At 61.2% G+C, this 20510-nt stretch carries 21 protein-coding genes; 15 read left to right on the top strand and 6 right to left on the bottom strand.

Annotation, left to right across the window (positions count from 1 at the left end):
- The first annotated feature begins 4 nt into the window (after positions 1–4).
- From ACW9HX_RS02055 to ACW9HX_RS02020, 8 genes are all read left to right on the top strand, one after another.
- A complete protein-coding gene (locus ACW9HX_RS02055; RefSeq protein WP_096821322.1) occupies positions 5–379 on the top strand; it encodes a type II secretion system protein in 375 nt (124 codons plus the stop codon).
- Positions 354–905 carry a type II secretion system protein gene (locus tag ACW9HX_RS02050; RefSeq protein ID WP_457379305.1) on the top strand — a complete coding sequence of 184 codons (552 nt, stop codon included), beginning with the start codon at positions 354–356 and terminating at the stop codon, positions 903–905. The genes ACW9HX_RS02055 and ACW9HX_RS02050 overlap by 26 nt, the downstream gene beginning before the upstream one ends.
- Positions 902–1294 (top strand): curli production assembly/transport protein CsgE, encoded by a 393-nt coding sequence (csgE, locus tag ACW9HX_RS02045; RefSeq protein ID WP_457379304.1) that lies wholly within the window; start codon positions 902–904, stop codon positions 1292–1294. Before ACW9HX_RS02050 ends, csgE begins: the two co-directional genes overlap by 4 nt.
- A complete protein-coding gene (locus tag ACW9HX_RS02040; RefSeq protein WP_457379303.1) occupies positions 1291–1722 on the top strand; it encodes a curli assembly protein CsgF in 432 nt (143 codons plus the stop codon). The genes csgE and ACW9HX_RS02040 overlap by 4 nt, the downstream gene beginning before the upstream one ends.
- A gap of 29 nt (positions 1723–1751) precedes the next feature.
- Positions 1752–2612: a CsgG/HfaB family protein gene (locus ACW9HX_RS02035; protein WP_457379302.1), complete on the top strand. Its 861-nt coding sequence runs from the start codon at positions 1752–1754 to the stop codon at positions 2610–2612.
- Between the two features lie 839 nt (positions 2613–3451).
- Positions 3452–3832 carry a DUF6124 family protein gene (locus tag ACW9HX_RS02030; RefSeq protein ID WP_457379301.1) on the top strand — a complete coding sequence of 127 codons (381 nt, stop codon included), beginning with the start codon at positions 3452–3454 and terminating at the stop codon, positions 3830–3832.
- A 67-nt stretch (positions 3833–3899) separates the two neighbouring features.
- Positions 3900–4091: a type II toxin-antitoxin system RelB family antitoxin gene (relB, locus tag ACW9HX_RS02025; protein WP_457379300.1), complete on the top strand. Its 192-nt coding sequence runs from the start codon at positions 3900–3902 to the stop codon at positions 4089–4091.
- Positions 4092–4184: 93 nt separating this feature from the next.
- Entirely contained in the window at positions 4185–4403 is a 219-nt protein-coding gene (locus ACW9HX_RS02020; RefSeq protein ID WP_457379299.1) for a hypothetical protein, read from the top strand.
- On the opposite strand, the gene relB (ACW9HX_RS02015) is transcribed toward ACW9HX_RS02020, so the two are convergent.
- The 5 genes from relB (ACW9HX_RS02015) to ACW9HX_RS01995 all read right to left on the bottom strand — a co-directional run bounded on the left by relB (ACW9HX_RS02015) (position 4396) and on the right by ACW9HX_RS01995 (position 10453).
- Positions 4396–4587, bottom strand: a complete 192-nt coding sequence (gene relB, locus ACW9HX_RS02015; protein WP_457379298.1) for a type II toxin-antitoxin system RelB family antitoxin — start codon at positions 4585–4587, stop codon at positions 4396–4398. The two genes, ACW9HX_RS02020 and relB (ACW9HX_RS02015), sit on opposite strands and share 8 nt — an antisense overlap.
- 239 nt (positions 4588–4826) lie before the next feature.
- The gene (locus tag ACW9HX_RS02010) at positions 4827–6278 is read right to left on the bottom strand and encodes a curlin (RefSeq protein ID WP_457379297.1); all 1452 of its coding nucleotides are present in this window, start codon (positions 6276–6278) and stop codon (positions 4827–4829) included.
- 26 nt (positions 6279–6304) lie between these two features.
- Positions 6305–6766 carry a curlin gene (locus ACW9HX_RS02005; RefSeq protein WP_134826195.1) on the bottom strand — a complete coding sequence of 154 codons (462 nt, stop codon included), beginning with the start codon at positions 6764–6766 and terminating at the stop codon, positions 6305–6307.
- Positions 6767–6836: 70 nt separating this feature from the next.
- Entirely contained in the window at positions 6837–9071 is a 2235-nt protein-coding gene (locus tag ACW9HX_RS02000; RefSeq protein ID WP_457379296.1) for an Ig-like domain-containing protein, read from the bottom strand.
- 35 nt (positions 9072–9106) lie between these two features.
- Positions 9107–10453, bottom strand: coding sequence for a hypothetical protein (locus ACW9HX_RS01995; RefSeq protein ID WP_457379295.1), 1347 nt, complete (start codon positions 10451–10453; stop codon positions 9107–9109).
- 400 nt (positions 10454–10853) lie between these two features.
- On the opposite strand from ACW9HX_RS01995, the gene ACW9HX_RS01990 reads away from it, so the two are divergent.
- From ACW9HX_RS01990 to ACW9HX_RS01960, 7 genes are all read left to right on the top strand, one after another.
- Complete coding sequence (locus ACW9HX_RS01990) at positions 10854–11126, top strand: CopG family ribbon-helix-helix protein (RefSeq protein WP_119429841.1); 273 nt, start codon at positions 10854–10856, stop codon at positions 11124–11126.
- Positions 11126–11401: a type II toxin-antitoxin system RelE/ParE family toxin gene (locus ACW9HX_RS01985; RefSeq protein WP_119429842.1), complete on the top strand. Its 276-nt coding sequence runs from the start codon at positions 11126–11128 to the stop codon at positions 11399–11401. Before ACW9HX_RS01990 ends, ACW9HX_RS01985 begins: the two co-directional genes overlap by 1 nt.
- Positions 11402–11555: 154 nt before the next feature.
- Positions 11556–13004, top strand: coding sequence for a sensor histidine kinase (locus ACW9HX_RS01980; protein ID WP_457379294.1), 1449 nt, complete (start codon positions 11556–11558; stop codon positions 13002–13004).
- A gap of 158 nt (positions 13005–13162) precedes the next feature.
- A complete protein-coding gene (locus ACW9HX_RS01975; protein WP_457379293.1) occupies positions 13163–15970 on the top strand; it encodes a multicopper oxidase domain-containing protein in 2808 nt (935 codons plus the stop codon).
- 17 nt (positions 15971–15987) lie between these two features.
- Positions 15988–17058, top strand: a complete 1071-nt coding sequence (locus ACW9HX_RS01970; RefSeq protein WP_457379292.1) for an SCO family protein — start codon at positions 15988–15990, stop codon at positions 17056–17058.
- Between the two features lie 102 nt (positions 17059–17160).
- On the top strand, positions 17161–18654 hold the full coding sequence (locus ACW9HX_RS01965) for a sensor histidine kinase (protein ID WP_457379291.1): 1494 nt from the start codon (positions 17161–17163) through the stop codon (positions 18652–18654).
- Positions 18623–20059: a sigma-54-dependent transcriptional regulator gene (locus ACW9HX_RS01960; protein WP_457379290.1), complete on the top strand. Its 1437-nt coding sequence runs from the start codon at positions 18623–18625 to the stop codon at positions 20057–20059. Before ACW9HX_RS01965 ends, ACW9HX_RS01960 begins: the two co-directional genes overlap by 32 nt.
- Here the strand turns inward: ACW9HX_RS01960 and ACW9HX_RS01955 are convergent.
- Positions 20050–20418, bottom strand: coding sequence for a hypothetical protein (locus ACW9HX_RS01955; protein ID WP_457379289.1), 369 nt, complete (start codon positions 20416–20418; stop codon positions 20050–20052). The genes ACW9HX_RS01960 and ACW9HX_RS01955 overlap by 10 nt on opposite strands.
- Between the last annotated feature and the right edge of the window lie 92 nt (positions 20419–20510).

The following is a 20510-nucleotide window of genomic DNA, read 5'->3' as shown; positions in this document are numbered from 1 at the left end:
TCTCATGCGCCGGGAAAAGGGTTTTACCTTGCTCGAACTGATGGTGGTGATGGCGATCATCGCGACCCTGATGACCATTGCCTTGCCACGCTATTTCAACAGCCTCGAAGCCTCGAAAGAGACCACGTTGCACCAGAGCCTGTCAGCCATGCGCGAGGCGCTGGATCACTACTACGGCGACACCGGGCGCTATCCCGATTCCATCGAGCAACTGGTCGAACAGCGTTACCTGCGCAACGCGCCACTGGACCCGATTACCGAACGCAATGACCAGTGGGTGCTCGTTGCACCGCCGGAAGGTGTGGCGGGCGGCGTGGCGGATATCAAGAGCGGTGCTACCGGGAGGGCGCGTGATGGCAGCCAGTATTCCGAGTGGTAAGCGCGCGGAGCAGGGCGGGTTCACCTACCTGGGCGTGCTGTTCCTGATCGTGATCATGGGTATGGGCCTGGCCAGTGCCGGCGAGTTGTGGTCGACCGTGTCGCGCCGTGATCGCGAGAAACAATTGCTGTGGGTCGGCACCCAATACGCCCAGGCGCTGCGCAGCTACTACCGCAGTTCGCCGGGGCTGGCGCAGTACCCGAAAGACCTGGCAGACCTGCTGCAGGACGAACGTTTTCCAGAGCCCCGGCATCATCTGCGCCAGCTCTACCCGGATCCGATCGGCGGCGGCGAATGGGCGCTGCAACGGGGCTTCGACGGACGCATCACCGGTATCAACAGTCCGTCCACCGAGGTGCCGTTGAAGCAGGCGGACTTCCCGTCGCAGTGGTCGGATTTCGAAGGCATGCAGCGTTATTCGGACTGGCAGTTCGTGGCTGAAAAAGCCTTTCTCGATGGCACCGGCCCTGGCAACGGCGCACCGACCAAAGGCCAGTCGGCCCTGCCGCAGGCGTTGCAGCCATGAGCCGCCAGTGGTGGTGCGCGTTGATCCTCACTGTTGTTGCGTGCTGCGCGGGCGCCGCCGAGGAAGACGAAATGATGGGCTTCATCGTCGACGACACGATCTCGCACATCGGCCACGATTTTTACTACTCGTTCAGCGAACGCCTGCGCGACACCAGCCCGATGGATTTCAACCTGGTGGTGCGCGAGCGCCCCGACGCGCGCTGGGGCAGCCTGGTGACCGTGGAATATCAGCAACGCCTGGTGTATCGGCGCTTCCTGCCGCCGAACACCGTAGAACTGAAGGACGAGGCCTACGAGGCCGCCGACTCGGTTCGCCTGGAGGTGGTCCGGCGCAAGCTGGAAGCCTTGTTGCAGGACACCACCGACCTTGAGAAGGACGAACTATGAACACGACAACGTTCTCACGGCGCGGCGGATTCTGGATCTCGGGGTTGTTGATCGGGCTTGCCAGCGCCGCCGCCGTCCAAGCCACCGAGCTTGTGTACACGCCGGTCAACCCGTCGTTCGGCGGCAACCCGCTCAACGGCACCTGGCTGCTCAACAACGCCCAGGCGCAAAACGATTTCGACGATCCGGACTTGAAGAAACGTTCGACAGTGGCCGGCACTTCGGCGCTCGAACGTTTCACCAGTCAATTGCAGTCGCGGTTGCTGGGGCAACTGCTGGACAACATCTCCACCGGCAATACGGGGAGCCTGTCCACCGACGCTTTTATCGTCAACGTGGTCGACGACTCGGGGGCACTGACGATTGAAGTGACTGACCGAGCGAGCGGGCAAGTTTCTGAAATTCAGGTGAACGGCCTCAACCCATGACGGGATGATGGTTCCGGGGAGTGAAGGACATGAAAAAAATAATAGCGCTAGGGCTGATGTTGGCAGCATTACAAGGGTGTGGTTTGCGCGAGCCGATGTCGGCCGAGCAGGACACCGACACTCCGACCCTGACCCCCAGGGCCTCGACCTACTACGACTTGCTGAAAATGCCGCGACCCAAGGGCCGGCTGATGGCGGTGGTGTACGGCTTCCGTGACCAGACCGGGCAGTACAAACCGACCCCGGCCAGCTCGTTTTCCACCAGCGTCACCCAGGGCGCGGCGTCGATGTTGATGGATGCCTTGCAGGCCAGTGGCTGGTTTGTGGTGCTGGAGCGTGAAGGGCTGCAAAACCTGCTGACCGAACGCAAGATCATTCGTGCGTCGCAGAAAAAGCCCAATACGCCGGTGAACATCCAGGCGGAACTGCCGCCGTTGCAGGCGGCGAACATGATGCTTGAGGGCGGGATCATCGCTTACGACACCAATGTGCGCAGCGGCGGGGAAGGGGCGCGGTATCTGGGGATTGATCTGTCCCGGGAGTACCGGGTTGACCAAGTGACCGTGAACTTGCGGGCGGTGGATGTGCGCAGTGGGCAGGTGCTGGCGAATGTGATGACCAGCAAGACGATCTACTCGGTGGCGCGCAGTGCCGGGGTGTTCAAGTTTATCGAGTTCAAGAAGTTGCTTGAGGCTGAGGCGGGGTATACGACCAATGAGCCGGCTCAGTTGTGTGTGCTTTCGGCGATTGAGGCGGCGGTGGGGCATTTGCTGGCGCAGGGGATTGAGCGGCGGTTGTGGCAGGTTGCCGGGGACAATTCTTCGCCTGCTGCGGATGAGACTTTGAATCGGTATTTGACTCAGAACAAGGTGGATCCTGAGTCGGAGTGAACGTGGCGGCCTTAGGGCCGACCAGGTTCTTTTGGGGTTGTGTGTATATCCGTTTCTTCGGGTGTTGCCGCTGGCTGTTCCGCTCTTACAGCGGCTCACTTTTTCAAACGCCAAAAAGTAAGCAAAAGGCTTGGCCCCGGCGTTCGGCCCCTCGCTGGGGCTCGGGGTTCCTTCGCTCCGGGATTCATCCGGGGGCATCGCCTCCGGTTTGCTTCGCTGCACCTCCTCTCGATGTGTTTGGCTTCGCCAAACGGTCGCTGCGCTCCCACCCCCGGATGAATCCCTCCACTCCGCCTTCCGAAGGGGCCAGCACGTCAAAAGCTTTACTCGAGCTAACGCTCATTGTTTGGTTTGGTGAGGGCGAAAGACTGTGTAGATGGATTTGGTTTTGATTTTTTTGTTTTGAAAGCTTGAGTTCAGCTCGATGGTTCAGGTCGATGTAACTCGAATGAACAACTCGATCGGCTCCCTCTCCCCCCGGGAGAGGGCTGGGGTGAGGGCCAGCGTCCTAAAGTCTGTTTAAAAACGTGTCTGAATACACCGATCCTTCCCACAAGGTTTTCAGGTTGTCCGTCGGAAGCGCGGGCTCTAGCCTGTTTCGGTCGCTGCCAATTCTGCGATCGGGCATGGAAACCCGCGTAACAACAGAGCGCACAAGCGCCATTCATAACGTATCCTGCGCACCTTCATGGTGTGCACTTTGTTATGGCGGCTGTGCGTAGGAGACCTCGTGTCTGCCGGGTTGCTCTGTCCCGGGTTTCCAGCCTGCGTACAGCTGCCACCTATTCGCTTGGAAACCGAATAGGGCCAGCTATAACCGTCATACAGGGTAAAAAATCATGAAGAAACCAACACCCAACCCGCCCGAAATCCAAGCCAACCTCGAAACCGACCCAACCTCCCCATACACCTCCATCAACTCGAAAAAACTCCACGAAGCCGCCGAACGCGCCCTCGATCATTACCTATGCCCCGGCGCCCACATCATGGGCAGCGTCAACGAACCCGCCCCGATGTACCTGGCCAACCCGGTCTACAACACCGAATCCCTGCTCGCCAACGCCTGCGAGTCCCTGGGCTCCGCCAGCGAAATGCTCAACAACTTCGCCGCCACCCTCGACCCCGCCCACCGCAAGACCGCCCTGGGCATCGCCCAGATCGTCATGCTGAGCGAGCTGGCCGTAAATCAGGCTTTGGATCACGTCGAGCTGAAGGACTGATCCATCCCCAATAAAAAACGCGACCCAAGAACAGGGCCGCGTTTTTCATTTTCAAATTGGAGCCACCATGGATCCCCTGATTTCCACAATCGTTTCAGACTTCGAAAGCGAAGAGCAGGCCGCCAGCTACGACCGCTGGTTGATTGCCAAAGTACAGGCTTCAATCGATGACCCACGACCCAGCATTCCGAATGCGCAGGTGATGGCTGAAATGTCGGCCCTGATGGAGGACAAACGAAGAAAGCATGAGGCGGGGTGAGTGCTTTGCGTTGCAATGTGAAAAGTAGAAAAGCGCAATGCCGGTTTTGGTTACTCTACTGCTTCCTGACGACTAACTATTTTTGAGGAGTGCATGGACCGTTCACCGCCACTGGAAATCGACAGCGCAGCCTATGCAGAATTCTTGGGCCTGTGGGAAATGGGTTCTTTTGATAACCAGCGATTGGGACAAGCCTTCTACAACCATTTTCGCCTCCATCGGTTAACTGATCAGGCTTCGTTGCAGGGGCTTTACGAGGCAGATGGCAAGAAGGCTCGAGCCGCTATAAGTCGTATATTTCATCTCAATTAGCATCAGCCCTTTTGCGCATCGATTCCATCAAGGCATGTATCTCGGCCATCACCTGGTCATGCGGAATGCTCGGACGCGGATCATCGAGAGAAGCCTGTACGTCGGCCCTAAACCAACGATCATAACTAGCAGATTGTTCCTCAGGATCAAGATCCGAAACAACCGGGCACAGTGGGTCGATCATGGAACCTCCGGGTATCGCTGTCGTCGCTGTCTGGATGAATTGCATGTAGGCCAAGATCCTTGAGGATTAATGTGTCCCGGCAAATCCTAGAGCCTGCACTTCCGACGGCCAACCGCCAGAATTCGTCAGAAAAATCCCCGATTTTCTGAAAACGCTCCGTTTTCCGTAGGACGCCATTCGAGCGTCAGCGCAAAAAAAACCGCGACCCCAACAGATCGCGGTTTCCCAACACCCAACCCTTACTGCTGCAAAACCGTCGCCTGGTTAGCCGACCCGAACTGTTGAATATTCGCCGTCTGCGTCATCCCGCTCTGATCCACATTGGCAATGTTCCCCGTCCCGCCCTGGGTCACGTATGCCACGTTCATGGTGTCAGCCTGTTTCACCGTGATCATGTTGTCGCTGCCATACAGCTGCGCGGTGTAGGCCTGGTTGCCGGTGCCGGACTGGTCGAATTCTGTGCTGTTGCCCGTGCCGTTCGAGGTGCCTTGGGCCAGGTTGGTGGTGCCGCGTTGATCGGCGATCAGGATGTTGTCGCTGCCGTTCTGATCGAAGTACAGCTCGTTGTAGGAATCAGCCTGGCTGACTGTGGTCTTGTTGCCGGTTCCGGTCTGGTGGGTGGTCATGACGTGGCCGACGCCGTCCTGGGTGAAGCTGGCGATGTTGCCGTTACCCGCCTGATTGATCGTCGCACGCTGGTTGCTGCCGAATTGCCCGCCGTGTTGCGGGCCTTTCCAGTTGCTGGCGTAGACCTTGTTGTCGTTGCCCACGGAGGTGGCGTTGAGCGTGTGACCGTCGCCGCTCTGGTAGGTGTAATGCACGTTGCCGTTGCCGACTTGATAGAGGGCGAGGGTCGAGTTGACCGATTCGAACTGGTCGGCGTAGATGGCGTTGGTATTGCCGACCTGGGTGACGGCGGCGGTGTTGTTTTCACCGAAGCTCTGGTCGACCACGGTTTCGTTGCTGTCGCCGTATTGGTTGACGGTGGCCTGACTGGCCAGTTGTGTGTCCTGCCAGATCTCGGTGCCGTTGAGGTTGCCGAACTGGTTGATGGTGATGTTGCCGCCGGTACCGTTGCGCTGGTCGCCGTAGGCGTAGTTGTTTTCGCCGGCCTGGTTGATGCCGATCTGCCCGCCGTTGTGGGTGACCTGTTCGGCGGTGCCGTAGTTGGCGGTGCCGTATTGGGTGATCACCGAACTGTTGCCGCTGCCTTCGTACAGTTGCTCGATGTTGGCTTCGTTGCTGTCGCCGAACTGGAAGGTCTTGCCTTCGCTGCCGTTCTGCGAGTCCTGGTAGACGAACGAGAAGTTGCCGGTGCCTTGCTGCTGCTGCAGCGCGGTGTTGGGTGAGCCGAAGCCCAGCGACTGGCTGGCGTGGGTGGTGTTGAAGGCGCCGGTCTGTTGTTGGGTGATGGTGCCGTTGTCTTCGTAAAGTTGTTCGGCATAGGCGGCGTTGTAGTCACCGACCGCGTCCTGGGTGATGACGCTGCTGGCGTGGTCTTGCACGGCGGCGGCGTCGTTGCCCTGGCCCAGTTGGGTCTGGGTGGCGCTGCTGAACGGAGCCTGGGTCTGCTTCACATCGGCGATGTTGGCAGTACCGACCTGGCTCTGGGTGGACAGGCTGTCGTCGGCCATGGCCTGGGCACTGATCATGACCAGGATGGCGGCGGTGAGGGGCGTCAGTTTGAACATGATGAACTCTCCGATGATTGCAGTGCTTAGCGATATTGCTTGACCGAAACGCTCATGCCGTTGCCCGACTGGGTCACGGCGCTTTGCAGCCCCGTGCCGGCCTGCTCGATGCTGGCGTCGTTGTTGTTGCCGTTTTGCGAAATCTGCGCGCGGTTGTGGCTGCCGTTCTGGGTGATCGATGCGGCGTTGCCGGAACCGTTTTGCGTGATCAAGGCCATCAGGTCGCTGCCTTGCTGCAGGATGTACGCCTCCTGATTGCTGCCCGACTGCACGATCCGTCCAAGCAGCGACTGACCGTTCTGCGAGAGCAGCGCGAGGTTGGCCTGGCCGTTCTGGTCGATCAGGGCTTGCTGGCCCACGGGGGGCGGCAGTTCGCCGAGGTCGGCGGAGGGCGCCAGGTCGTCGTTGTCCATCAGGTCGTCGGCGCGCACGCCCGCACTGCCGCACAGGGCGAGCAGGCAAAGCAGGGCGGCGGTCGGCGTGTTCATGGCGAAAATCCTGTCGGGCATTAACCGTTGAACGTTGCCCCACCTGCCCGAAAGCAGGTGGGGCGTGGGCTCAGAGCGTGGTCACCGAGATAGTGCGCACGGTGCCCTGGGACGATCGGATGGTGGCCGTCGGGTTGGCCGATGGCACCACCGTCGTGTTGTTCAGAGTCAGCCGCCAGCGTCCGGTGACCGGCACTGTCGTCGTGCCGAGGGTGACCAGCCCGGTCGGGGTGGTGACCTGCACGGTGATGGTGTTGCCGGTGGTCACCGACGAGGTGCCGGCGAAGTCCCAGTTGAAGCGGTTGCCGGAACGGGCCTGCACGGTCGAGGTGGTGATCGTGAAGGTCTCTGCCGCTGGCCGTGGCGACACTTGCACGGTGACGGTCGCCGGCGTCGACTGGGCGCCGAAGCTGTCCCGGGCGATGTAGGTGAAGGTTGTGGTGAAAGCGGTGGTCACGGTGGCCGGTGGGGTGTAGGTGATCACCGTGCCGTCAGTGCTGACCGTGCCGCGTCCTGTCGGCGGTTGGGTCAGACTGGCGACGCCCAGCGGCACGTTGCCTTCCGGATCGGTGTCGTTGGCCAGCACGTTGATCGGGATCGCCACACCCAGGGTCGCGACGCTGTCGGCGACGGCGGTCGGTGGCCGGTTCGGCGCGACGCTGATGGTTACCGTGGCCGGGTTCACCGAGGCCAGGCCTTTGCTGTCCTGGGCCTTGTAGGTGAAGGTCGTGGTCAGCGGGGCGTTGACCACGGCTGGCGGGGTGTAGACCACCGAGGTGGTGCCGTTCAGGGCGACGGTGCCCTGGCCAGCCGCCGGTTGAGTCAGCGCGGTGATGGTCAGCGGTACGTTGCCGTCCGGGTCGTTGTCGTTGGTCAGCACATTGAGGGTGATCGGTACGCCGAAGCTGGTACTTCCGGTGTCGGCGACCGACAGCGGCGCCTGGTTTTCACCAGTGTCCGGCGCATTGCCGACGACTACGACCGGCTCGGTATCGCTGCCGCCGGCGGCGGATTTGACCGTGACGGTGGCCGGTGGCTGGGTCAGGTCGGCGACGGTGATTTTTTGCAGGGTTCCGGTTTTCGACAAGCGTCCGTAGCCTTGGGCGACCATGTCCGGCACGGCGACTTCATCGGTCGAGGTGGCTTCGATCAGCAGGCTGTGGTTGGCCCAGCTGTAGCGGGCGGTCTGGATTTTCACCACGTCGGTGAGCTTGGCCGATACCGAAGTCGGGCGCGTTGTCCCGGCCGGGTTGGTTGCAGTCACGACGATCACCGATGGCAAGGTGCCGTTGCCCAGGCGCTGGCCGAAGAACAGGCCGTTGTTGTCGCCCAACAGACTGGTCTGGCAGGGCGTCTTCGGTGGGCCGGGCAGCAACGCCAGGGTTTCCCGGAAGCACAGGGTCGAGCTGCTGTCGGCCTTGGCGAACACTTCGGTACGCACACCGGCCGATGTCCGGCGGTAGGTGGCGCGATCAAGGTCGACGTGGGTTTGCTGACGGCTGTCGAGAACCTTGCCGGCGACGGTGAACAGGTTGGTCTGAATCGAGCCTGCGCCCGATGGACCGTCGATCCGCACGAAGTTGGTGTTGAACGGGCTGCCGGTCACCGCTTCGGTGAGGTTCGGGTCACCGACGAAGGTTTCGATGCTGCCGCTGTCCGGGTTCACTTCGGTGTACGGGCCGTTGATGCTGCGCAGGAAAGGCCCGATGGCGCCGTTGAGCGCGCCACTGAAGTTGCCCGGGGCGCCGATGCCGACGTCCTTGGTGATGTTGATCGCCCGCCGGCCTGGCGTGGTGACGGTCACCGTTTCGACGCCATACGGGTGGGTGATGGTGTAGGTGCCGGCCACGGGGACGTTCACCCGGATACGAATCCGCGCAAAGCTTTGCTGATCACCGTCCACCGGGTTTCCCGAGGCGAATGCCGCTTCTACCCCGGCGACGTAGGCATCCATACCGAAACCGGCGCCGTTGTTGGGGATGTTGGTTTCCGCCAGGAACCAGAAGGCCTCCGGCGGCCAGTTGTCGGGGAAGACCATCGGCAGCGTATCGTCGAAAATCCCCGGTTCCGGCAGCAGGGTGCACATGTACGCCGGCGGTGTGGCGGCCGGCACTCGCGAGCTGGCGGCGCGTGACTGGCAGAGTTCCATCGACAGCAGGTTGTTGTCCTGGTACCACATCGGGAATTTCCCGGTGGCGAAGGTGTAGGGGCCGGGATCGACGGCGGCCAGTTGCGCGAACGCACTGCCGGTCAGCGAGATTGTCAGCCCGAGCGCGTTGAGCGCGAAGCGTGGCCACTTGTTCATGATGCCTCCTGATGCGGATCTGGGCATGTGAGCGTTCATTGCACGATGACCACTTCTTCGGTATCGCTGCCGCCGTTGGACGACGTCACCCGAACCTTGGCCGGTGGAATCGGGGAGATCCCGGTGGTCAGGGTTTTCACTGCGCCGTCACCGCCCAGCGCACCGATGGCGGCGCCGCTGCCGGAGGTAGCGGTGAGTACCGGCGGCGAGGTTTCGTCACTGGTCGAAGCCACCAGCGTCAGTTGCCCGGAGCTCAGGCTGTACTCGGCACGCTGGATCACCACCAGGTCGGTCAGATTCATCGGCAGGGTGGTCGGCGAACTGGTCGCGATGGCCAGGTGGTTGTCGGCGGTCACCTGCAGGGTGGTCGGCAAGGTCGGGTTGACCTGAGATTGCGCGTACCAGCTGCCGGTGCTGTCGGCCTCTTTGAGGTTGAGCACGGGCGTGCTGCTGGTGACGGCGACGGTGGCCGGGGCGGGCGGGGCTTTGACGAACACGTCTTGCTGGGCCACCGGGGCGCTGTCACCGGGCTTGCGCGAGTAGGTGCTGCGTTCGGTGATCAGCGGTGTAGGCCGCACCACCGTCGACAACTTGCCGGAAACGGCAAACACCGTGGTGCGCAAGTCGATGCCGCCGGGGCCTTCGATCCGGATGAAGTTGGTGTTGAACGGGCTGCCGGTCACCGCCTCTTCAAGGTTCGGGTCGCCGATGAATTGCTCGGCGCCGCCGCTCACCGGATTGGTTTCGGTGTAGGGCCCGTTGACGCTGCGCAGGAACGGCCCGATGTCACCCTTGAGCGCGCCGTCGTAGGTTTTCGGACTGCCGATGCCGATGTCGCGGGTCATGTTGATTGCACGGCGACCGGGGGTGTCGACGTTGAACACTTCGACGCCGTACGGGTGCGTGATCACGTAGGTACCGGCGGTGGGCACATCGACCCGGATGCGGATGCGGGCGAAGCTGATCTGGTCGCCTTCCACCGGATCGCCACCGCTGAATGCCGCTTCGACGGCCGAGCCGTAGGACAGATTGATGCCCCGGGCGGCATCGACAACGGTGCCGTCGGCAGTGAACCAGAACGCTTCGTCGGGAAAATTGCTCGGGAAGACGATCGGTTGGGCGTCGTCGAACACACCGGGTGTCGGAATCAGCGAGCACATGTACGAAGGGGCGCCGGGCGTGCTCGGCACGCGCGAGCTGAGTGCTTTGGACAGGCAAAGATCCAGCGTACGACCGTGGGTGTCCTGATACCAACTGGCAAACCCACCGGTAGCGTTCGCGTAGGGGCCGGGATCGACGGCGAACAGAGCGGCCTGGGCAATGCCCTGGGCCAAGGCGCTCACGACCAGGACGGCCGCGGTTTTGGACAGTAAAGGGTGCATGAGTTAATCCCTCTATCGAAGTGCCTGCCCCTTGGGGGTGGGTCAGTTGCAGAGGGGCTTTACAACTTCCATACCAACGGCCGGGCAACGAGCGGCAGAGGCCCGTGGTGCAAGGGCTGGCGAGTGAGAAGGGGGGATTTTTTGCAGCGCGGACATCGGGCGACAGTCCCCAGCATTGGGGATTGTGGGGGAGGCGCTCACTGTCTGACTCATCACGCAGATTTTCTCCTGAGGAGGTCTCCGTATTCCGTCGGGTGCCGTGGCAGGTGTCTGGCAATTGTGATTAACTTTGATTCAATTTGTATCGTGGTCGCGCAAAAGCAATCATCGAGGCTAGCCTGAGCATAAGTTGCCGCATCGTGAGCAACCGATGCCTTCACTTTTCAGGAGTCAACTGCATATGGCTACAACAATGAAAACCCGTTCTGTGACTGCACATGTCCCAGTGCAACTGGCTGAAAAGGTCGATCTGATGGCCGAGCGTCTGGAGCGTTCGCGCAACTGGATTGTGAAACAAGCCCTCAGCGCCTGGATTGATCAAGAGGAGGAACGCAGCCGGCTGACGCTTGAGGCTCTGGCCGATGTAGATGCCGGCCGGGTCATTGATCATCAGGCCGTACAGGCGTGGGCCGACAGTTTGAGTACCGATACGCCTCTCGCGGTACCCCGCTGATGGAGTTGAAGTGGACCAGCAAAGGTCTTTCCGATCTCACAAGGCTTTACGAATTTTTATCGGCGGTGAATCAACCGGCCGCCGCGCGAACAATTCAACAACTCACCGCCGCGCCAATGATGCTGATGGGCAACCCTCGCCTGGGTGAACGCCTGGAAGAGTTCGAACCGCGTGATGTGCGCAGGATTCTGGTTGGGCATTACGAGATGCGGTACGAAATTGTGGGGTCAAGCATCTACCTCTTGCGGCTGTGGCACACCCGTGAGGATCGATAACCTTCTTCGTTGCATAGCTTTGTAAGCCGCTGATCTGTTCAGCGCATTCTCGACTCCGTTGAACGGCGACACCGGGGCCGTTCACCCCCCGCATCCGGGCAATCACCCAACCGTGGGCTATAACCCTATAGGGACGTATCGGGAAGTCGCCGCCATGAACATGCAATCAAAATCGCTACCGGTCGAGGAGAGCAGCCTGCGCCTGGGGTCGCGCAGGCAACCGTTCAATCTGCTGCGCTGGTTTTCCTTCATCAGCATGGCGGTGATCGGCACCGTGGCCCTGGCGCTGGGGGCGGTGTCGACGCGGTTCGTGATCGAGGAAAGCGTGCAGCGCGATGCCTTGCTGACCGCGCAGTTCATCCAGGCCATCGCGTCGGCGGAGGTACGCCACGTCTCGATTCCGAATATCCGCACCATGGGTGACTTGCTGGATCCGCGCCAGGACAAGGACTTTCCCGATGTCGACCCGGCAGCCCGGGCCAGCGCCCGGGGCGAGTTTCTCGATCACATTGCGCACCTGCCGGATGTGATCCTCGCCAACGTTTATGCACCGGATCGCCTGGTGATCTGGTCGACCAACCCCGCATTGGTCAACACCCGTATCCATGCCGACGAAGACCTCGATCGCGCGTTCAACGAGAAGATTCCGGTGTCGGCCAGTTATCACGACGTCGACAAGGGGCGTGAGGAGCAGAAGTTCGTGGTGCCGCCGGATTACATCTTTATCGAAAACTACATCCCGTTGTTCGACGCCGATGGCAAGAACGTCACGGCGATGGTCGAGATCTACAAGGAACCCAAAGACCTGATCGCCCGCATGGAGCGTGGCCTGACCCTGATCTGGCTGGCCACCGCGCTGGGCGGCGGGCTGATTTATCTGGGGCTGTACTGGATCGTGCGCCGGGCGGCGATTCTGTTGGCTGCGCAGCAAAAACAACTGGTTGCCAATGAAACCTTTGTCGCGCTGGGTGAGATGTCCTCGGCGGTGGCGCACAGTTTGCGCAATCCATTGGCGACTATCCGCTCCAGTGCCGAACTGGCCCTGGAGTTCGACGCGGGGCCGGCGCAGAAGAACATCAAAGACATCATCGGTCAGGTCGACCGCATGTCGAAGTGGGTGCGCGAACTGCTGCAATCGCTGCGACCGCTCAACGACGAGCCGGAGCCTGTGAACCTGGTGGCGGCGCTGCATGAAAGTCTGGTTGCGTTCGAACAACAGATCGCCCGGGCCGGTGTGCACGTGGTGTTTCATCCGCAACAAACGCCCATGGTGCTGAGCCAGCCTGTGCAACTGACGCAAATCCTCAACAGCCTGCTGGCCAACGCCCTGGAAGCCATGGACAAGGGCGGCACGCTGACCATCACCCTTGAGCCGACGGATAATCGTGGCGTCAGTGTCATGCTCAGTGACACCGGCAAAGGCATGAGCGAAGAACAGCGCAGCATGGCGTTCCGGCCGTTCTTCACCACCAAGCAGGGCGGACTCGGCGTAGGGCTGGTGCTGGTCAAACGGATCATGGAGCGCTTTGGCGGCGGCGTGACGCTGGACAGCCGAGAGGGCGAGGGCACCACCGTTCGTCTGGCGTTTCAGCTCATCCAGTAAGTTGGGGTGAACTTCCCCCAGGAGCGGGTGTCAGGCCCCAGTCACCGGGGAGTGGGGAATGCAACAGCGTCTGTAACAGCTTGTTTCAGCGGGGATTAATACTTTGGCGAGGTAATTGCAAAACACCATCACCCCTTCCTTAGATGAGGCGGCTGGTGATGGACAGAGCAACGCGTTACCCCAACAAGTTATTCCTGCTGACGTCGTTAAGCGTCTTTCTGGCTTTGACCCTCGGCACCATGGCCGGGGTTCGAGCGAGCCCGATCGATGACGAGAATCAGCCGGAAGCCTCCGACCCGTCGGCGTACTACGACGAGCCGGCCGATGAACCGGCGGCCCTCAACGCCATCCTGACCATGCCCGAGGCCAACGTAGATTCCTTCGATCTGCCTGACGGGGTGAAAGGCACGCGCAACACCACGCGTTCGGAAAATATCCTGCCGCCCACCGTGCAGACCAGTTTCAACTACCCCACGAACGGCAAGCCGAGCCCGCTCTATGGCGCGCAGCCATTCACCCAGCAGTTGACCCTGTTCGAAGAGTTCGGCCCGGAAAAACTCGACCCGACCACACCGGCCGCACCGCTGAGTTTTCCGCCAGCCGCCATCGGCCCGGCGCCGGCCCAGGACCCGAACAGCGTTGCCCGCAGCGCACCGCCCGGCACGGCGCTGGACGCGTTTTTGCGTCAGCCTGGGCTGACACCGTTCCCGAGCCAGTTCTCCAACGTAGTCGACCGCAACCCGTGGCAGGCGCAGATCGAGTTGTTCCTCAACCGCCACATCGGCTCGTCCGCCGAAGGCCGGCCACCGGGAAAAGGCTGGGCTCACCAGCGCTGGAACGAGTTCTACCCGCAAGTTGCCTACAAGACCGTGCAGACCGGCGCGCGTCTGAATGGCGGCCTGCGTGACAGCCGGCAAATGCATGGCTATGCGGTGGGCGAATTCGGCCCCGGCGGGCTGTACCACAACGTTGCTGGCGTGCCGGCGACTGATGGCACGGCCAAGGGCGTCGATCCACGCTTCCATCCGGCCATGCCGGTACAGAACCACAACTCGGTGTGGACCTTCGACGGCACGCTGCCGCCGAAACTGTTGATGGTGCGTTACGGCCAACCGGTGATGATGCGTCACTACAACGGCTTGCCGATCGATCCTTCGGCCAACCGGGGCTTCGGCCTGCACACCATCACCACCCACGAACACAACGGCCACGCGCCGGCGGAAAGCGACGGCTATGCCAACGCGTTTTTCTTCCCCGGCCAGTACTACGACTATCGCTGGCCGATCCAGCTCGCCGGTTACGACAGCATCAACACCAAGGCCGAAGACCCGCGTGCAGCGTTCCCCTGTGCACCGGGGGAAACCCTGTGGGTCAACGACCTGCAGCCTGCGAAAAAGACCTGCGACCACGGCACCATCAAGATCCGTGGCGACTGGCGCGAAACCATGAGCACTCACTGGTTCCATGACCACATGCTCGATTTCACCGCGCAGAACGTCTACAAGGGCAACGCGGCGATGATGAACTACTACAGCGCCCTGGATCGCGGCAACGAATCGGTGAACGACGGGGTCAACCTGCGTTTCCCCAGCGGCAGCGCCTTGCCGTGGGGTAACCGCGACTACGACGTCAACCTGGTGTTCGCTGACAAGGCCTGGGATCAGGAAGGCCAGCTGTGGTTCAACCCGTTCAACACCGACGGTTTCATCGGCGATCAGGTGCTGGTCAACTGGCAGTGGAAACCGACCCTCGACGTGCGCGCGCGCAGTTATCGGTTCCGTATCCTCAACGGTTCGGTGTCGCGCTACTTCAAACTCGCGCTGGTAAGGGAAATCAAAGGTACCGGCGGCGAATTCCAGGGGCCGAAGAACTCCGGCGTTTCCTATAGCCGCGTGCCGTTTCACATGATCGCCAACGACGGCAACATCATGGAGCACAGCGTGCCGTTCGACGGCTCGATGGACCTCGATGCCGACGGCGACAAACAGAACCACAACGCGATCCTGCCGACCCAGGGCATCGCCGAGCGGTTCGACATCATCGTCAACTTCTCGAAAAACGGCATCAAACCGGGTGACAAGCTGTTCTTCGTCAACCTTCAGGCCCAGGACGACGGCAAAGGCCCGAAAGAAACGATCTCGCTGTCTGACGTGCTCTCCGAGAAGTACCTGGCGGTGATCAAACAGACCAGCAAGGGCCCGCAATGGGACAAGGGCGATCCGGCGGTGGGCAAGGTCTTGCAGCTCAACGTCAAGGCCTACACCGGCCAGGATCTGGCCATGGACCCGGCGGCCTACGAACCGGCCAAGCCTGGCAAGGCTGAAGGCATGGTGATGATTCCGCTGAAGATTCACCGCGACAACGCCGCCGACAAGGCGCGGCTGGCCAACGCCCGTCACCGTACCTTCACCTTCGGCCGCAGCGACGGCACCGATGAAGCACCGTGGACGGTCAAGACCGATGGCGGCTTCGGCTTCCACATGGACCCGCGCCGGTTGAACGCCTCGACCAAACTGGCCAGCGGCCCGACCGACGCCGGTACCGCCGGGTTCGGCACCCTGGAAGTGTGGAACATCAAGCTCGGCGGCAAGGGCTGGAGCCATCCGGTGCACGTGCACTTCGAGGAAGGGATCATCCTCAGCCGTGGCGGCAAGGCCCCGCCTGAGTGGGAAAAATGGGCACGCAAGGACGTCTATCGCATCGGCTCCGAAGCCGACGGGCTGGACAGCGTGGAAATGGCGATCAACTTCCGCGAATTCGCCGGGACTTACATGGAGCACTGTCACAACACCCAGCATGAGGACAACTCGATGCTGCTGCGTTGGGACCTGGAGAAACCCGGGCAACTGCAGTTGATGCCGACACCGCTGCCGAGCTGGGATGGCGTGCGCTACGTCAACTCCGCCGCGCTGCCAACCTTCCGCACTGGCGACGGCCTCGGCCCGCAAGTGACCGTGAAACCATGAGCAGGGAGGGAGCCGACATGACCCAGCCAACGCCGCGCTCCCGCGCCCTCGGCATGCACTTGATCCTGGTGCTGGTCACCTGCCTGCTCGGCAGTCAGGTGCTCACCGCCCATCAAGCGCTGCCCGAAGGCGCCAGCGAATCCGCCACCCCCTGGGGTGGCGACTATTTCCCCAACACCCTGCTGATCGATCAGGACGGCAAGCAGGTGCGTTTTTTCGATGACCTGATCAAAGACAAGGTGGTGGTGATCAACTTCATCTTCACCTCTTGCAGCGACTCCTGCCCTCTGGAAACCGCACGCCTGCGCCAGGTGCAGAAACTGCTGGGAGACCGGGTCGGGCAGGACATCTTTTTCTACTCGATCAGCATCGACCCTCTAAGCGACACCCCCGAAGTGCTCAAGGCTTATGCGCAACGCTTCAAGGTCGGCCCCGGCTGGAAATTCCTTACCGGTGAATTCGAAGACGTCACTGACCTGCGCAAGAAACTCGGGCTGTTCATCGAAGGCGTCGACAACGGCCGCACCAAGGATCACAACCTGAGCCTGATTGTCGGCAACCAGAGCACCGGGCGCTGGATGAAGGCGTCGCCGTTCGAAAATCCGTGGATCCTCGCCGATCAACTGGCCAACACCTTGCAGAACTGGAAACAGCCAAGCATCGAGGAAAGCTACGCCAATGCGCCGGAAATTCGTCCGCCGAGCAACGGCGAAGAACTGTTCCGCACCCGTTGTGCTTCGTGCCACAGCCTCGGCCCGCAGGATGGCGAAGGCATCGGCATGCGCAATATCGGCCCGGATCTGATCGGCGTGACCCGCCAGCGTGACCCGGCCTGGCTCAACCGCTGGATCCGCGAGCCGGATCGGGTACTGGCGGAAAAAGACCCGATCGCGCTGCAACTGTTCGAACAATACGCGCGGATCCCGATGCCCAACCTTCGTCTGGACGAGCTGTCGGCGCAGTCGATCATCGACTTTCTGCGCGATGAAACCGAGCGCCAGCACCCGACCACGCAGCCCTTGGCTGACGGGGCGTTGACGCCAATAAGTCCCGCCGCGAGCAGCGAAACGGTGAGTCGCATGCGCTAGCGGCTAAATAGCATCATTGAGTCCTGTATCACGGTCATTGCCACCTACACTCAGTCGTGAGGTGGCTGTAACCGGTTCGATACAAAACGCCAGGGCACCCCCATGCAACGACTGGAAGAACAAAAAACACCTGCACCGAATGTCGCGGTAGCAGCCATCAAGAGTTGGGGCGGGCAGTTCAACCTGTTGCGCTGGTTCTCGCTGGCCAGTTTTTTCATCATCGCGGCGGTGGCGCTGGGGCTGGGCTATATCTCCACGCGTTTTGTGGTCACCGAAAGCGTGGAGCGCGATGCGCTGCTGACGGCGCAGTTCGTCCAGGCCATCGGCGATGCGGAAATGCGCCATGCCGGCATCACACCGCTGCGCACGATGGGCGAAATGCTCGACCTGCGTCAGAGCGAAAACTACCCCGACGTCGACCCGATAGCCCATGCCGCCGCCCGGGCCGAGTTTCTCGATCATGTCGAACACTTGCCGGACACCCTGCTGGCGACGGTCTACGCCCTGGATCGCTCGGTGATCTGGTCGACCAACCCAGAGCTGATCGGGGTGAAATTCGAGGACGATGACGAGCTGGACGAGTCCTTCGAAATGAAAGTGCCGGTGTCTTCCAGCTATCACAAGATCGACGATGAAAAACCCGAACAGAAGCTGTCCCGCGAGCCCAAATACCTGTTCATCGAAAACTACATTCCGATGTTCAACGCCGACGGAAGCAAAGTTATCGCCATGGTTGAAATCTATAAGGAGCCGGAGGACCTGGTGGACCGCATCGACCGTGGTTTCGCCGCGATCTGGGCAGCGACGATTCTCGGTGGCGCGGCGATATACCTGGGGTTGTTCTGGATCGTACGGCGTGCCTCGACCTTGCTGCAGAGCCAGCAACAGCAATTGATCAGCAACGAAACCTTTGTCGCTCTGGGCGAGATGTCCTCGGCGGTGGCCCACAGCCTGCGCAACCCGCTGGCGACCATCCGCTCCAGCGCCGAACTGGCTCAGGAGGTGGCCAGCCAGAGCGCCCAGCGCAATATCGGCGACATCATCAGCCAGGTCGACCGCATGTCGCGCTGGGTGCGCGAGTTGCTGGTGTCACTGCGGCCGATGAACGATGACGGCGAAGCGGTGGACCTGCTGGCGGCGGTCGAAGACACCCTTGGCGCGTTTGATGCGTTGATCCGTCGTAGCGAGGTCGAAGTGCGATTCAGCCCGCAAGACTGCCCGCCGGTCGTCAGTCAAAAGGTGCTGCTGACGCAGATTCTCAATAGCCTGTTTGCCAATGCCCTGGAAGCGATGCCCAAGGGTGGCGTGCTGAGTGTCGACATTCAGACGCCTCACGCCGGCCAGGTGTGCATGACTCTGGGCGACACCGGCAAAGGCATGAGTGCGCAGCAGCAACAGCTGGTGTTCAAACCGTTTTTCACCACCAAGCAGGGCGGCCTCGGGGTTGGCCTGGCACTGGTCAAAAGAATCATGGAGCGTTTTCAGGGCTCGGTCGCATTGACCAGCCGCGAGCAGGAAGGAACCCGCGTCAGTCTCAACTTTAAAGTGGCATCGGGAGGGGAATATGGAACACAGCATTCTGCTGGTCGAGGATGACGAACTGTTGGCCGACAATATTCAGACCTACCTGGAGCGCAAAGACTTCGAGGTGACGGTTTGTCATTCGGCTGAAGACGCGCTGGAGCAACTGGAAAGCTTCATGCCGGACATCGTGCTGACCGACAACTCGCTGCCGGGCATGAGTGGTCACGACCTGATCCAGAAGCTGCGCATCAGCGCGCCGGATCTGAAAGTGATCATGATGACCGGCTACGGCAACGTCGAAGATGCGGTGGTCGCGATGAAGGAGGGCGCCTTTCATTACGTCACCAAACCGGTCGCGTTGCCGGAGCTCAAACTGCTGCTGGACAAGGCTCTGGCCACTGAACGGATGGAGCGCACGTTGTCGTTCTATCAGGAGCGTGAGGCGCAAAAGTCCGGGGTGCAGGCGCTGATCGGTGAATCGGCGCCGATGCAGCATTTGAAGAACACCATCGGCCAACTGCTCGAAGCCGAACGCCGCATGACCAACGGTGATCTGCCGCCGGTGCTGGTGGAAGGCGAGACCGGGACCGGCAAGGAACTGGTGGCGCGTGCGCTGCATTTCGACGGCGCGCGCAGCAAAGGTCCGTTCATTGAATTCAACTGCGCGTCGATTCCTGCCAACCTCGTGGAATCGGAGCTGTTCGGCCACGAGAAAGGCGCATTTACCGATGCCAAGGATCGCCGCGTCGGGCTGGTGGAAGCGGCCGACGGCGGCACGCTGTTTCTTGACGAAATCGGCGAAATGGATCTGGTGCTGCAAGCCAAACTGCTGAAGTTGCTGGAGGATCGCACCATTCGCCGGGTCGGCTCGGTGAAGGAGCGCAAGGTCAACCTGCGGGTGATCAGCGCCACCAACTGCAACCTCGAACAGATGGTGCAGCAGGGCAAGTTCCGCCGTGACCTGTTCTTCCGTCTGCGGATCATCTCGATCAAGGTGCCGCGCCTGTATGCCCGGGGCGACGACGCGCTGCTGCTGGCCCGGCATTTTCTCGCCAGTCACGGCAAGCGCTACGGCAAACCGAACCTGCATTTCAGCCAGCAGGCCGAAGAGTTGCTGCTCAATTACACCTGGCCGGGCAACGTGCGCGAACTGCGTAACATGCTCGAACAGACCGTGCTGCTGGCGCCGAGCGACACCATTGCCGCGCACCAGTTGAACGTGTGCATGAGCCTGGTCGACGAACCGCCGCTGCATCAGCATCAGCATCACGAAGTGCCGCATTTCGAGCCGCGCCCGGCGAGCAACACCGAGTCGATGAACCTGCCGGAGGTCGAGCGCGACATGGTGCGCAAAATGCTCGACAAGACCGACTGGAATGTCACCAAGTCCGCCCGCTTGCTGGGCCTGAGTCGCGACATGTTGCGCTATCGCATCGAGAAGCTCGGCCTGGCGCGCCCGGACAAGCGTCAGTGGTAGACCGCGTTACTCCGGGGATTCGGCGGGCTCAGGCACTCCAGCAGGCACGTCGGATCCAGCACTTCGTCGTTGACGTAAATGCCGCGCTCGGCATCGTACGTGCGGATAAACACCCGCACCGTCGCATCGGCCACGGTCGGCAGTTGTGAATCGTGGAAGTCGTGGCGATCGGGGATCACCACAAAATCCTGTGGCTGGGTGTCATCGAACGGCCGTGGCGGCTGGGCATTCAGCGACGGCGGCGCCGGGTGGGCGAAGGGCTGGTTCGGCCCGTAGTAGTTGAAATTGCTGTCGAGGGCTTGCGCCTGCGTGGCGGCGAGCAGACAGGCGGATAACAGCAGCCGGTTGAACGTTTGCATGGCGGCACCTGTGGAAGCGGTTTTCCCCAAGGCTATTAACTATAGCCGGCCATTGGCTTACAAGTTCGCAACAACCTGGATCCGCGGGCTCA

Source organism: Pseudomonas sp. SDO52101_S400, assembly GCF_054071635.1.
Note: the sequence above shows the minus strand (reverse complement) of the source record. Positions and strands in the feature narration are given on the sequence as shown.

Excerpts from the sequence above, each read along its gene's own strand:
- ACW9HX_RS02055 (WP_096821322.1), top strand. The coding sequence starts at position 5 with ATGCGCCGGGAAAAGGGTTTTACCTTGCTCGAACTGATGGTGGTGATG.
- ACW9HX_RS02050 (WP_457379305.1), top strand. The coding sequence starts at position 354 with ATGGCAGCCAGTATTCCGAGTGGTAAGCGCGCGGAGCAGGGCGGGTTC.
- csgE (WP_457379304.1), top strand. The coding sequence starts at position 902 with ATGAGCCGCCAGTGGTGGTGCGCGTTGATCCTCACTGTTGTTGCGTGC.
- ACW9HX_RS02040 (WP_457379303.1), top strand. The coding sequence starts at position 1,291 with ATGAACACGACAACGTTCTCACGGCGCGGCGGATTCTGGATCTCGGGG.
- ACW9HX_RS02035 (WP_457379302.1), top strand. The coding sequence starts at position 1,752 with ATGAAAAAAATAATAGCGCTAGGGCTGATGTTGGCAGCATTACAAGGG.
- ACW9HX_RS02030 (WP_457379301.1), top strand. The coding sequence starts at position 3,452 with ATGAAGAAACCAACACCCAACCCGCCCGAAATCCAAGCCAACCTCGAA.
- relB (WP_457379300.1), top strand. The coding sequence starts at position 3,900 with ATGGATCCCCTGATTTCCACAATCGTTTCAGACTTCGAAAGCGAAGAG.
- ACW9HX_RS02020 (WP_457379299.1), top strand. The coding sequence starts at position 4,185 with ATGGACCGTTCACCGCCACTGGAAATCGACAGCGCAGCCTATGCAGAA.
- relB (WP_457379298.1), bottom strand. The coding sequence starts at position 4,587 with ATGATCGACCCACTGTGCCCGGTTGTTTCGGATCTTGATCCTGAGGAA.
- ACW9HX_RS02010 (WP_457379297.1), bottom strand. The coding sequence starts at position 6,278 with ATGTTCAAACTGACGCCCCTCACCGCCGCCATCCTGGTCATGATCAGT.
- ACW9HX_RS02005 (WP_134826195.1), bottom strand. The coding sequence starts at position 6,766 with ATGAACACGCCGACCGCCGCCCTGCTTTGCCTGCTCGCCCTGTGCGGC.
- ACW9HX_RS02000 (WP_457379296.1), bottom strand. The coding sequence starts at position 9,071 with ATGAACAAGTGGCCACGCTTCGCGCTCAACGCGCTCGGGCTGACAATC.
- ACW9HX_RS01995 (WP_457379295.1), bottom strand. The coding sequence starts at position 10,453 with ATGCACCCTTTACTGTCCAAAACCGCGGCCGTCCTGGTCGTGAGCGCC.
- ACW9HX_RS01990 (WP_119429841.1), top strand. The coding sequence starts at position 10,854 with ATGGCTACAACAATGAAAACCCGTTCTGTGACTGCACATGTCCCAGTG.
- ACW9HX_RS01985 (WP_119429842.1), top strand. The coding sequence starts at position 11,126 with ATGGAGTTGAAGTGGACCAGCAAAGGTCTTTCCGATCTCACAAGGCTT.
- ACW9HX_RS01980 (WP_457379294.1), top strand. The coding sequence starts at position 11,556 with ATGAACATGCAATCAAAATCGCTACCGGTCGAGGAGAGCAGCCTGCGC.
- ACW9HX_RS01975 (WP_457379293.1), top strand. The coding sequence starts at position 13,163 with ATGGACAGAGCAACGCGTTACCCCAACAAGTTATTCCTGCTGACGTCG.
- ACW9HX_RS01970 (WP_457379292.1), top strand. The coding sequence starts at position 15,988 with ATGACCCAGCCAACGCCGCGCTCCCGCGCCCTCGGCATGCACTTGATC.
- ACW9HX_RS01965 (WP_457379291.1), top strand. The coding sequence starts at position 17,161 with ATGCAACGACTGGAAGAACAAAAAACACCTGCACCGAATGTCGCGGTA.
- ACW9HX_RS01960 (WP_457379290.1), top strand. The coding sequence starts at position 18,623 with ATGGAACACAGCATTCTGCTGGTCGAGGATGACGAACTGTTGGCCGAC.
- ACW9HX_RS01955 (WP_457379289.1), bottom strand. The coding sequence starts at position 20,418 with ATGCAAACGTTCAACCGGCTGCTGTTATCCGCCTGTCTGCTCGCCGCC.